A 12,307-nucleotide genomic window follows, 5' to 3' on the forward strand; every position below is an offset into this window, starting at 1 on the left:
TGCGCTTGGTTTCTGCTGCGGCCACGATGACTGGCAGGAACAAAGGACGCACCCCAATTACTGGAGGAGATCATGCGATTCGTTCAAGTAGCCCAGCATGCCGAAGACCTGAAGAGGGCTGCGGCCTTTTACGCTGCATTGCTGGGCGCCGAGCCCAAAGCCTTGTTTGACCCTCCTGGGCTCCTCTTCTTTGACGTGGGCGGCGTGCGGCTTCTCCTGGAGAAAGGGGCGCCGTCGTCCCTGCTCTATTTCGAGGTTGGAGACCTTCACGGCACAGTGGCGGCATTGAGGAGCAAAGGCGTCAAGATCATTTCGGAGCCTCACATGATCTTCACCCATGAGGATGACCTCCTCGGACCGGCGGATTCCGAGGAATGGATGGCGTTCATTGAGGACAGCGAGGCAAATACGGTCGGCCTGGTCAGCCGGATCAGGACGTCCGGCGACTAACTCTGGCTCAAGGAGTGGCCGCCGATGGCTGGTGCGTACAGCGCATGCGGTGACAGCCGCCGTCGGGCGTTGTGTGGGCGAACCCACACGACTAGCCTCGGTCGGGGGACAAGTGGTTCCTCATGATCCTGGAGGACTTGCAGAATGCAGAAGATTTCCACCTGTTTGTGGTTTGACGGCCGGGCGGCAGAGGCGGCTGAGTTCTACACCTCGACATTTGATGATTCGTCCATCCTGACATCGATGCCGGGGCCAGGCGGACAGGTCCTAACCGTGGACTTTGAGATTGAAGGGCGGCAGTTCATGGCCCTGAACGGGGGACCCGCCTTCACCTTCAACGAAGCAGTTTCCCTCGTGGTGAACTGCGATTCGCAGGACGAGGTGGACCGTTACTGGAATGCGCTCTTGGAAGGAGGGGGAGAAGAAAGCCAGTGCGGATGGCTGAAGGACAAGTTTGGCTTGTCGTGGCAGATCGTCCCTGCTGGGATGCCGGGCCTGTTGAATGGTCCGGATCCAGCAGGATCCCAGCGGGCAATGGAAGCAATGTTGAAGATGCGGAAGCTTGACATCGACATTCTGCAAAAGGCGTACGACGGCGACTGAAAATTTGGGGGACAGGCGCCTTTGGGCGCTGCTAGCATTACCGCACGGTGACGTGCGCACCTATCACAACCATGAGGAGAACTGACTGATGACAACCCGCCTCAACCCATATATCTCGTTCCGCGACAATGCCAGGGACGCAATCAACTTCTACGAGTCCGTCTTTGGCGGCGAACTGACACTCAGCACTTTTGGCGAATACCAAGCCAGTGAAGACCCCGCCGAAGCGGAGAAGGTCATGCACGCGATGCTGGTGACACCCAACGGCCTGACCTTGATGGCGGCCGACACACCCAATGGAATGGACTACAACCCTGGCAACAACATCTCGGTCTCGCTCAGCGGTCAGTCCGAGGATGAAGGCGAACTTCGTGGCTACTGGGACAAACTAGCCGACGGCGGCACCGTCACCATGCCGCTGGAAAGCGCACCGTGGGGTGACACCTTCGGCATGTGTGTGGACAAGTTCGGCATAGCTTGGTTGGTCAATATTGCAGGAGCGCAACAACAGGAGCAGTAGCAGTCGCGCGGAATAATCAAACGAACGAATGCCTCGTCCACTTCGCATTGGACGAGGCATTCGCACGTCCGGGCTCTTACATAATGCGGCGGCCAGAGGGATCCAACCGGACGCCAACATGCTTTGGCGTTCGCAAGACGACTGAACGGTCCATGATCTCCACCATGGGCAACTTTTCACCCAGTTGCCGTTCGAGAATGGTCATGTCCTCAAGGCGGCGAAGCCACACCGAGATCACAATCGAATACAGACCGCCTGTGGTGACGACCAGACGCACTTCTCCGAGACCGACCAAGCGGCCCCCCACTGCCTCCACCTGCGTGGCTGGGACGCGGAGGAAGTACCAAACGTTTACGGGCCAAGGCGACAATGTACGGGCGATTTCGAGCCGGACAACGATCCGATCCTGGGCCAGGGCCGCGCTTAAAGCGGCTTTCGCACGCGGAGGGCTGATTCCCAACTTTTGGGATATTTCAGTTATCGAGGCTCGACCATCAGAGCGCAGGATCCAAAAAAGTTGCTCTTCCAGATCTGCGGATGCGCCTTTCGCGGCGGGACTTGGTTGAGGTGCTTCGCGCTCTATGAGTTTTACCTCGTCGTCCCGCAAGGAGCGCAAGCGCCAAGCCCGGGCGTCCGCAAGAAGGTTGATACCGGGATGGGTTCTTGTACTGCGAATTCCTTTGACGGCTGGCAAGCGGTCCAAAATGAATCGTCCGAGGGAGGCTTCATCGCGGCTCACGACAGTGATGACCATGTCCCTGCCACCTGCGGTGTGATCCATTGAGAGCACATCCGGATCGGCCGCAAGCTCTTCGGTCACGGTTGCCATGCTGGCAGGCGCGCACTCAACTTCCACCAAGGCAAAGGCGACTTTGGAACCGAGGCCACGGTAGGTCGCTACCCATGCCAGCCCTTCCGCGGAAAGAAAATTCCAGCGCCGGGCCAAGGTGACGGCATCGGCACCAACGGCAGGTGCCAAGGCTGTCCATGGTGCGCGGGGGCGGATTTGAAGGGCATGCAGGAGCCTGAGATCCCGTTCATCAAAGTCGAAATCCTGCATGGAACATCTACTTCCAACAAATTGCCTGCGTTTTGAGTGTGACCAATCACTTGCTGCCTAGATTCTAGGCGTCACCACTCAAACACTCTGGAAGGCAGCCATGCTTGCTCCCGTCCTGCCGTTCGGCCGCGTCCAATCTTCCACGACGGTTCAGCAAGTACAAGTGCTACTGAAACCTGCACAAAGTCAGCAGGGGAGGGGAGTGGGCACACATGCGTTAGTTGCTGGCGAGAGTGACACATACCTGGTTGCTTCCGTGCGCGGGGGAGACTCCGGATCCTACGAGGAACTTTTCCGCCGGCATCAAGTCATTGCCACTTATGTTGCCCGCACTGAATCGGATAATCCAACGGACGCTGACGACGTGGTATCCGATGCGTTTGTATCGATCCTAAAATCCCTGCTTCAGGGCAGGGGACCGGTGGACTCGTTCAGGTCATATCTGTTGACCACCGTTCGGCGAATGTCGCACCGCCGCAATTTGCAGAGCAGGCGAGCAGCGGCGACGCTGAATAGCGCTGCGGGTGAAGTGGTGGTTGGCAATGATGACACTGTTCTCAAAGACTTCGAGAAGACGATCCTTATGCTGGCTTTCCGTTCCTTGCCATCCCGCTGGCAGGCCGTACTTTGGCATGTGGACGTTGAGGGCATGAAGCCAGCTGCAGCGGCACGGGCTATGGAACTGACTCCAAACGCTGTGTCGTCATTGCTCATCAGAGCGCGGGAGGGTCTCCGTCAGGCATACCTGCAGGAACATGTGAAGGGCGCTGCCACCGACCCCTGCGCGGACTTCTCGCGCTATCTAGGCAAATACGTCCGAAATGCCGTGCGCCAGGCCGCCCAGGAGAAAGTGCGCCGCCACTTGGACGACTGCCTCCATTGCACAGGGGTATTGGCTGAGCTGGTGGAAGTTCAGTCAGGAATGAAACAGGCCGGGTCGCGCGCTGGATAGGCCTTAGTGGGGGTGGCCTCTCCTTCCTTACTTTACATAATGTAGATTATCGGCGTTAAAAGCGCGGGATCAGAAGGGGCTTGTCTACATCAAGCCGGACTGACGGCGCGCTGCCACTATCAGGCCGGCGATGTCCGTGCGCTCGGGCGGCATGTCGGCTCCTGGGATGTTGAGGCCTGCGGCAATTCCTCGAAAGTCTTGTCTGGAGGCAGCCTGCAGAAATATCCGCCAAACCGCGGACTGGCTTTAAAAATTAAAGTCGGTATGGTGATTGCTAGATAGCGTTCAGAAAGGCGTGATTCCTGTGGCCGGTAAGTCCCCCAGAAATGTGAGTGCCAAAAAATCGGGAAAATCAATTCTTGAAAAAAGAGCCGCGAAAAAGGCAAAAATTGATACCAGCGAAAATCTCTTCCAAAAGCCGCGTAAAAACCAAAGGTGACGCGTCGCGCTTAGGGTCAGTGTTGTTAGTGGATCTGGCACACAGGCACGACGCGGTCTAAATCGCGGCCAAGTCTATGTAAAAGTTTGCCCCGAGCGGTCACTTGGTCATTCCCAGGAGGGACGGGTTTGAAGCCCTGGGAATGCCGGTCGCCCAGACGTGGAAGGGATGAATTATGTATCGGAAACACAATGCCCTGATTATCCCAGCTCCTCTCAGGCAGCCCGTCCGCGTCGAAAGAATCGACCCGACCCTGCCCGCAATGCAAAGGCTGGTTGAAGGAAACGTTGAAGCAATTACCTGGAACGATTGGCACGTCTATCTTAACGACGAGGCAGGGTCTATTCCCCTGCGACTGAATGCCCGGGCCGAGGTGTTGCTGCGCGAAGCAGGCTTGGATATTGCACAGCCCGTTAGTGGGACCGCCGTTCTACTTGGCCATGACGACAACGGCGAGGAGTTAGATGCACCCCCTCACTTGCTCCGGCTGGCCGAGCAACTTTTCGATGCCGCTCTTGCCGCGTAGCCAAAAGAGCTAGCTGCCCCTTAGAAGTCGGTCAGTGGCTAACGGCCCCTACGGATGGAACACCATCCGTAGGGGCCGTTCTTGTGGGTCCAGGCAAGTTCACTGGCCACACTCCCACCAGTAAGCCTTCTTAGCCAAAAGCGTCCGCTACTCCCCTAGCATTCGGTCCCTGGTTATCAGCAACAGCGCGCCGTTAAGCCGTTGTTAGCGCTAACGCGTTGACAATGTGGCCTTCATCACTCATGCTTGGGATAACGATTTCCTATCCAGTTCGCCCTCGGCTCAGTCACGTGGGGAACGGGCCCTTTCCCCACGTTTCGTACCACCTCAAAGGAGAGACATATGAAGTTAACACACCGCAGGCGGGTCACTTTGAGTGCTGCCGTCCTAGCCTCAGCCGCATTACTTTCGGCATGCGGCGGGGGCGCTGCCTCACCGGCAGCCCCAGCGGCCCGGTCGGGCCCGGTCACGATTGACGTGTGGGGTTGGAATGCCGAAACGGGTAAGCAGATAGCGGACGCGTTCAACGCCGCACAGAGCGATGTTAAGGTCAACTACGTTCTCCAGGCCTCCAACACCGCTACCCAAACAAATTTCCGGAATGCCATGGAAGCCAAGAGCGATGTTCCATGCCTGGTTCAGGGTTTCGCGCCGTTGACCACGATGGTGGTCAACGGCTGGGCCCAGGACATCACTGATGCTGTCACTCCTACCGAGGACATCTACAACGACGGTGCCAAGGCCGCGGCTAAGGTGAATGACCGCTACTACGGTCTTCCCTCCGGATCTGACGGGCAATTCATGATCGTCAACAAGGACACGTACGACAAGTACGGAGTGAAGATACCCACCACATGGCAGGAATTCGTGGACGCCGGCAAAATCTTCAAAGCCAACGGCGTTGACGTCACCAACCTCGCCGGTGAGGACCCGAGTACCCTGATGAACCTGGCCCAGCAGGGCGGCGCGGAGTGGTTCGCGATAGACGGGGACAAATGGAAGGTCAACTTTACCGACAAGGCCACGATGGCGGCGGCCGACATCATCCAGCAACTTATCGACAACGACTTCGTCTCAAATCAGACCTATAAGGATAGGCCTGCCCTGTACTCGTACTTCGACTCAGGCAAGATGGCCTCCACAACCACGCAATGGTGGTCGCTTACCGGCTACAAAACGAACTTTCCCGCAACGTCGGGCCACTGGGAGGCAGTGGAGATCCCGCAATTCAGTGCCGACAAGAAGGCCACTCCAGGCCGATCGACTCCAAGCTTTGTCCCCGTTGGCTGCGACTCCCCTGAAGCCGTGGTCAAGTACGCCGACTGGCTAGCCACGCCCAAAGGTATCCAAGCGGGCAAGAACCCCAAGACTGGTTCCGTAGGCTTGCCCTCCTCCCTGAAGGACCCGTCCCCGTACGTCAAGGATGTCATCCCTAAAGGCTTCTTCGTCGACGACACCAAAGCTGCAGAAGTCATGGTTGAGGCCCAGAAGGCTACGGTCGGCAAATTCGAACTGGGACCGAACTACGACGCGTGGTTCCCGGAGTTGCAGGATCAATGGGGCAAGGCCGTGGCGGGCCAGATTAAGTTGAGCGAAGCACTGAAGAATGTCCAGAACTTCGTGACCTCGGACCTGGAAAAGAAGGGCATCTCATTCACCACCGGCAGCTAACGGCTGCGGTGCATTGAGAGCAGGAGGACTTCATGACAGCAACTATCCAGGCAGCAACCAAGCGACGCCGGTCCCCTCGTGGAAACACGACCCGGAAGAAAAACAGCGGTGGAACGGGCGGGCCAGCCCTTCGGGCACGATCCGGGTGGCGCGTAAAGCAAGACCTGAAAGGTGCGTCCCTTAGTCTCCCGTTCCTCCTCGGGTTTGCTTTATTTACCCTCATTCCAGTCGGGATGGCACTCAAGGAAAGCGTTTTTGCGACCAAGACGTCCGGGCTCGGCTTCGGCAAGGCAACGTCAACCTTTGTTGGCTTTGACAACTTTGCCGAAGCCCTCGCGGACACGTCCTTCTGGGCTGGAATGTTTCGCGTGTTCATCTACGCGGTCATCGTCGTTCCGCTTGGCCAGTTGGCCAGCCTCGCGATGGCTTTGGTGCTCGACGGCGTCCGGCGGCGGGTGGCGGCGCGGTTCAGGATCGTGCTGCTGCTCCCCTACATGGTCCCAGGGCTGGTGGCCACCATGGTCTGGATTTTTCTCTACAGCCCCGTTGTCGGACCACTGAGTGATTTCCTCCAGGTGTTCGGGGTCCAGGTAAATTTCTTCGCCGGCAACACCATATGGTCCTCAATCGGGAACCTGGCAATCTGGGGCGGCATCGGGTTCAACATGCTCATCATGTACGGCTCCCTTCAGTCAATCCCCCATGAAATTTTTGAAGCCGCCCGGATCGACGGCGCCGGGGAACTGCGAATCGCCATGGACATCAAGGTGCCGTTCCTTCGGGGCTCCCTCGTTCTGACAAGCCTGCTGGCAATCATCGGAACGCTCCAGATCTTCAACGAGCCGCTTCTCTTCCGGGCCGTGACTCCGGAGACCATAACCAAGGACTTCACGCCCGCCATGATGATCTACAACCAGGCCTTCCAAGTGGGAAACATCAACTACGCCACGGCACTCTCAATCGTGCTGGGAGTCGTGGTGGGCATCGTTTCGACCATCATTTACCGCTTTACGAACAGGATCGAGTCATGACCCAGGCATCATTGCGGCCCGCGGTGAGCGGGACAGTCCATGAAGGAGTAGACGCGTCCCATACTGCTCGTTTCCCCCGCAAGCGGAGGCGAAATCCAAATGTACAGCGATCCGCGAACGAGGCTGTGGGAGTCTCCCGCTGGGTCATGCTGGGAATTCTGGCTTTCCTGGCCGTCTACTCCGCGGGCCCGCTGTGGTGGCTCATCGTGGCATCGACGAAGTCGAAAGAAGAGCTGTACACAACCAACGGCATGTGGTTTGGGGAATTCAGTCTCCTGGACAACCTCTCGGACCTTTTCACTTATCAGGACGGCATCTTCGCCCGATGGCTCTGGAACACCGTGGTCTACGCCACGCTGGGCTCAGTCGGGTTGACGTTGGTTGCCTTGGCAGCGGGTTATGCCATCGCCAAGTACCGCTATTTAGGGCGAGGGTTCACCATGGGCCTCATTATCGCTTCGTTCCTCATTCCCGGAACCCTCATGATCGTCCCCTCCTTTGTGCTCTTTACGCAGATGGGTATCTACGACACGATCTGGGCCATGGTCCTCCCCGGCATGTTTGGCTCATTTTCCGTCTACTTGGCGAAGGTATACGCCGAGGGAGCAGTCCCCAGTGAGCTCATGGAGGCAGCCAGGATCGACGGAGCTGGTGAGTACAGGATCTTCTTCTCCCTCGGTCTCAGGCTCATGACAACTGCAGGCGCAACAATATTTCTCCTTCACTTTGTGGCTTCCTGGAACACGTTCATGTGGCCTCTGGTCTTCCTCAAGGGCGCAGACAAATGGCCTGTGATGCTCGGACTCTATTCATGGCTCGAGCGTGGAACTGACAGTCAGTATGACCTGACCGGTCTCGTGATCACAGGATCACTCATCTCCACGATTCCCATGGTCGTCCTCATGATCGCCATGCAACGCTATTGGCGCTCAGGCGTGACCATGGGAAGCCTGAAGTAGGAGCCTTCGCGACAGAAGCGGCTACCAGGAAATCCCCTCAGTGGACACGGTCCGCCTGATCCGGGATGAGGCTGCCGTCCCCGCGCATCACCGGCCCCTTGCTGCTGTCCGGGTTGGTGTACGCCTTGGTGGTGCATGGATACGGCTCACTACGCTGTGGTTTGGGGTCGATGAACATTGGCGTGATCAACCACTTGCCGTCCTCGTTGTCGTACGCGCGGCACATGATTTCGGCATTGTTCCGGTTCACCACCAGCCTGGCTTCGGTGGCGTCGCCAACGAAGGTTACGTCTGTGCCGGAGTCACCGGCGGCCACGATCTGGCGGCGTTCGGCAGGCAGCTGCTCAAAGGCTGAAGGACCCTCGACGCCGAAGATCACCTGATTGGTCCAGCAACGTTTTCCTTCGATGTAGGTCATGACGGAATCTTCGCCGTCGGGTATTCCGCCGCAGCCTTTCAGGTGGGACGTTTGGATGCCGTCCTCGTAGACGCTGCGGACGCCCACGACGTGCCCGGCGTCGATGCCGACGTCGCCGGCCCAGGCCTTGACTACCGGCTCGGGCGATGCGGACACCACCCAGGCTTCGAAGCCGTGTGCCTGAAGGACACTGATGAGGTCCTTCATCTGTGGGTAAATCCGGATGTAACCGTCCACCTGCTGGCTTCCAACCATCTGCATGCTGCCTTGTGCTGCGGACAGGTTCTCCTGCTTCATCGCGAGGGCGAACTGGCCGAGCTGCTCCTCGGTATATCCTGCAGAGAGAGCCGTACCCCAGGCGTAGGCGCCTATGAGGTGGCGGGCATTGAAGCCCTCAAATGCGGGTTCGCCGGAACGTGTCTTGTCCTCAAGGATGGCGAGGATTTCATCGGCGCAGTCAATGTTGCTGCTGGTCTTGAGAGGTTGGCCTGCGGGAGTGTCAGTGCCGCAGGCCGCTGTCAGCGCCTTGGCTGCCGCATCTGTAAGGTAGCGGTTTGTGCTTTTCCAGTCCTTGTTCGCCGGTTGCAGGACTTTGTCGTGCCGCAGCATCCAAAAGTTCGTGCCATAGCCGATGTCGTTCTTCACCACGGTGTTGTCCCAGTCAAAGATCGCCACTGGAGCTTGGTCTCCGCGGGATGTTCCGGTGCAACTGCTGTGGGCGTCGATGGTTTTTTTGTAGTTGTTCCCGGACCTCATCCGGCCACGTCAGTTTGGCGTCAAGTTGGCGGCACTCGGCTGCTGGCTCAATGCCGGTTGCAAGTGGCGGGGCGCACGACGTGGCCGACATGAGGATCGCCACTGCCGCCACAGTGGTCGCAAACCGGAAATGGTGCTTCCGGCGAGATTCCTTCGCGTGGGTGTTGTCACCCTTGACCAAGCCTGACGAAAATGTGGACATGCTTCCCCCTGCGCTCAAGATCTTTAATGGTCTGTAAATAGTCCAAATCTTGAGTAAGTGTGGGTCACATCACAGGGAATAGTCAAGGAATCCCGCAAAAAAGCTTAGTTGAGAAGCGGCTACAGACGGATTCCCAACAAGCTGGATTGGCGTCTTTTCAGGCCAATCGAGTATCAAGCGCCGACGTAAGCCGCCAGGTGCTTGCCGGTCAGCGTCGAGCGGTCAGCCACCAAGTCAGCTGGCGTGCCAGAGAAAACAATTTTGCCGCCGTCGTGTCCGGCGCCGGGCCCGAGGTCGATAATCCAGTCCGCATGTGCCATGACGGCCTGGTGATGCTCGATGACGATGACTGACTTTCCTGACTCGACCAAACGATCCAGCATGCCGAGCAGGTTCTGGACATCGGCCAGGTGAAGGCCTGTGGTCGGCTCGTCCAGGATGTAGATGTCGCCCTTCTCCGACATTTGCGTGGCAAGCTTGAGCCGCTGGCGTTCCCCACCGGACAGTGTGGTGAGCGGCTGGCCAAGCGTCAGGTAACCAAGCCCGACGTCGGCAAGGCGGTCCAGGATCTTGTGGGCGGCCGGTGTGCGTGCTTCGCCTTCGCTGAAGAAGATCCCAGCCTCGTTGACAGACATTGCAAGCACGTCTGCAATATTGCGGCCACCAAGCCTGTACTCCAGTACGGATGCCTGGAAGCGCTTCCCTTCACATTCCTCGCACGTTGACTCCACAGTGGCCATGACGCCCAGGTCCGTGTAAATGACCCCGGCGCCGTTGCAGGTGGGGCAAGCGCCTTCGGAATTGGAGCTGAAAAGTGCCGGTTTCACGTTGTTGGCCTTGGCGAATGCCTTGCGGATGGGCTCTAGGAGACCGGTGTAGGTTGCAGGATTGCTTCGGCGGGAACCCCGGATTGCACCTTGGTCGATCACCAGGACACCGTCACGTTTGGCTACGGACCCGTGAATGAGCGAGCTCTTGCCCGATCCGGCCACCCCGGTGAGCACACACAGCACGCCCAATGGAATATCAACATCCACGTTTTGAAGGTTGTTGGTGGAGGCGCCACGGACCTCAAGAGTGCCGGAGGCGGAACGAACCTGCTCCTTAATGGATGCGCGATCGTCGAGGTGGCGTCCAGTGATGGTGTCGCTCCCCCGCAGCCCGTCCAGATCGCCTTCGAAACAGACGGTGCCGCCGCCTGTGCCCGCGCCGGGACCCAGATCCACCACGTGGTCAGCGATCGCAATCGTTTCAGGCTTGTGCTCGACTACCAGGACAGTGTTGCCTTTATCCCGCAACTGCAGCAGCAACTGATTCATGCGCTCGATGTCATGCGGGTGCAACCCTATGGTTGGCTCGTCGAAGACGTACGTGATGTCAGTCAGGGATGAGCCCAGATGCCGGATCATCTTGGTTCGCTGCGCCTCTCCCCCGGACAATGTACCGGCAGGCCGATCGAGGGAAAGATATCCGAGGCCTATCCCGGCGAAGGAGTCCAGAAGGTGCTGTAGTCCCTTGAGAAGCGGCGCCACTGAAGGCTCATTGATTTCACGGATCCACAAAGCAAGGTCACTGATCTGCATCTTGCACACATCCGCAATGCTCTTGCCGCTGATTTTGGAAGAACGTGCCTCCGGGCTCAACCTGGTGCCTTCACACTCCGGACAGGTGGTGAAAGTGATGGCCCGCTCCACGAAGGCGCGGATGTGTGGTTGAAGTGCGTCAACGTCCTTTGAGAGTATCGATTTCTGGATTTTGGGGATGACACCTTCGTAGGTGAGGTTGATGCCTTCGACCTTGATTTTGGTGGGTTCCCGGTACAGGAGGTCGTGGAGCTCCTTCTTCGTGAACTTGGCAATTGGCTTGTCCATATTGAAGTAGCCTGATCCGCTGAAGATCCGGCCATACCAGCCATCCATCGTGTACCCGGGAATCGTGAGCGCGCCCTCGTTCAAGGACTTGCTGTCGTCGTAGAGCGCGGTGAGATCGAAATCGTTGACCGAGCCCATTCCCTCACAGCGTGAGCACATGCCGCCCAGGCGGTTGAAGCTTGCCTTCTCCGTCTTGGTTTTGCCCTCGCCGCGGTCGACGGTGATGGCCCCGCTGGCTTTAACGGTGGGCACGTTGAATGAGTACGCGTTCGGCGACCCGATGTGGGGCTGCCCGAGCCGGCTGTAGAGAATGCGGAGCATGGCATTGGCATCTGTCGCCGTGCCCACGGTTGAGCGCGGATTCGAGCCCATCCTCTCCTGGTCCACGATGATGGCCGTTGTCAGGCCTTCCAGCATGTCCACATCCGGCCGTGACAACGAAGGCATGAAGCCCTGAACAAAAGCGCTGTATGTCTCATTGATCATCCGCTGGGATTCTGCGGCGATGGTTGCAAAGACCAAGGAGCTCTTGCCCGAGCCGGAGACACCCGTGAACACGGTGAGACGACGTTTGGGGATCTCTACGCTGATGTCCTTGAGGTTGTTCTCGCGCGCACCCTGCACCCGAATGAGGTCGTGGGTGTCTGCTACGTGCGACGCAGCAGACTGCGTGTCGGTGCTCGTGGCAATGCTCATGATTTCTCCATCTTTAGGCACCATCTGTTGGTCGGCGCTGCCCAAAAGCTCGGCGGCCCGCCTGGCCCGGACCGGCCAGCCTCGGTCAGTACGTAAAATTCTCGTTCGTCGTCGCGAAAGCGGCAACGGTCATTGTCCACACTAACGGCCTGC

12 protein-coding genes are annotated in these 12,307 nt (G+C 58.3%); 9 read left to right on the plus strand and 3 right to left on the minus strand.

All coding sequences use genetic code 11. The features are described from left to right. The first annotated feature begins 72 nt into the window (after positions 1 to 72). The 3 genes from AC1DD5_RS11370 to AC1DD5_RS11380 all read left to right on the plus strand — a co-directional run bounded on the left by AC1DD5_RS11370 (position 73) and on the right by AC1DD5_RS11380 (position 1,573). Positions 73 to 450 carry a VOC family protein gene (locus tag AC1DD5_RS11370; protein WP_442005729.1) on the plus strand — a complete coding sequence of 126 codons (378 nt, stop codon included), beginning with the start codon at positions 73 to 75 and terminating at the stop codon, positions 448 to 450. A 144-nt stretch (positions 451 to 594) separates the two neighbouring features. Next, positions 595 to 1,053 (plus strand): VOC family protein, encoded by a 459-nt coding sequence (locus AC1DD5_RS11375; protein ID WP_477521489.1) that lies wholly within the window; start codon positions 595 to 597, stop codon positions 1,051 to 1,053. Between the two features lie 88 nt (positions 1,054 to 1,141). After that, positions 1,142 to 1,573 carry a VOC family protein gene (locus AC1DD5_RS11380; protein ID WP_477521490.1) on the plus strand — a complete coding sequence of 144 codons (432 nt, stop codon included), beginning with the start codon at positions 1,142 to 1,144 and terminating at the stop codon, positions 1,571 to 1,573. A gap of 76 nt (positions 1,574 to 1,649) precedes the next feature. On the opposite strand, the gene AC1DD5_RS11385 is transcribed toward AC1DD5_RS11380, so the two are convergent. Next, a complete protein-coding gene (locus tag AC1DD5_RS11385) occupies positions 1,650 to 2,633 on the minus strand; it encodes an Lrp/AsnC ligand binding domain-containing protein (RefSeq protein WP_477519415.1) in 984 nt (327 codons plus the stop codon). 202 nt (positions 2,634 to 2,835) lie between these two features. Here AC1DD5_RS11385 and AC1DD5_RS11390 point away from each other — a divergent pair, with 202 nt between their 5' ends. From AC1DD5_RS11390 to AC1DD5_RS11410, 5 genes are all read left to right on the plus strand, one after another. After that, a complete protein-coding gene (locus tag AC1DD5_RS11390; RefSeq protein ID WP_477521491.1) occupies positions 2,836 to 3,585 on the plus strand; it encodes an RNA polymerase sigma factor in 750 nt (249 codons plus the stop codon). A gap of 614 nt (positions 3,586 to 4,199) precedes the next feature. Beyond that, entirely contained in the window at positions 4,200 to 4,550 is a 351-nt protein-coding gene (locus tag AC1DD5_RS11395; protein WP_477521492.1) for a DUF3846 domain-containing protein, read from the plus strand. Positions 4,551 to 4,892: 342 nt separating this feature from the next. After that, entirely contained in the window at positions 4,893 to 6,221 is a 1,329-nt protein-coding gene (locus AC1DD5_RS11400; protein WP_477521493.1) for an ABC transporter substrate-binding protein, read from the plus strand. A gap of 32 nt (positions 6,222 to 6,253) precedes the next feature. After that, on the plus strand, positions 6,254 to 7,252 hold the full coding sequence (locus AC1DD5_RS11405; RefSeq protein ID WP_477521494.1) for a carbohydrate ABC transporter permease: 999 nt from the start codon (positions 6,254 to 6,256) through the stop codon (positions 7,250 to 7,252). Continuing rightward, positions 7,249 to 8,211: a carbohydrate ABC transporter permease gene (locus tag AC1DD5_RS11410; RefSeq protein WP_477521495.1), complete on the plus strand. Its 963-nt coding sequence runs from the start codon at positions 7,249 to 7,251 to the stop codon at positions 8,209 to 8,211. Before AC1DD5_RS11405 ends, AC1DD5_RS11410 begins: the two co-directional genes overlap by 4 nt. 37 nt (positions 8,212 to 8,248) lie before the next feature. On the opposite strand, the gene AC1DD5_RS11415 is transcribed toward AC1DD5_RS11410, so the two are convergent. After that, on the minus strand, positions 8,249 to 9,385 hold the full coding sequence (locus tag AC1DD5_RS11415) for an HAD family hydrolase (RefSeq protein WP_477521496.1): 1,137 nt from the start codon (positions 9,383 to 9,385) through the stop codon (positions 8,249 to 8,251). A gap of 50 nt (positions 9,386 to 9,435) precedes the next feature. Between AC1DD5_RS11415 and AC1DD5_RS11420 the strand changes: the two genes are divergently transcribed. Further along, a complete protein-coding gene (locus AC1DD5_RS11420) occupies positions 9,436 to 9,624 on the plus strand; it encodes a hypothetical protein (protein WP_477521497.1) in 189 nt (62 codons plus the stop codon). A 136-nt stretch (positions 9,625 to 9,760) separates the two neighbouring features. Here AC1DD5_RS11420 and AC1DD5_RS11425 read toward each other — a convergent pair whose 3' ends face one another. Beyond that, on the minus strand, positions 9,761 to 12,154 hold the full coding sequence (locus AC1DD5_RS11425; RefSeq protein WP_477517397.1) for an ATP-binding cassette domain-containing protein: 2,394 nt from the start codon (positions 12,152 to 12,154) through the stop codon (positions 9,761 to 9,763). Positions 12,155 to 12,307 lie beyond the last annotated feature (153 nt).

It is taken from the genome of Paenarthrobacter sp. 10L420, assembly GCF_056395385.1.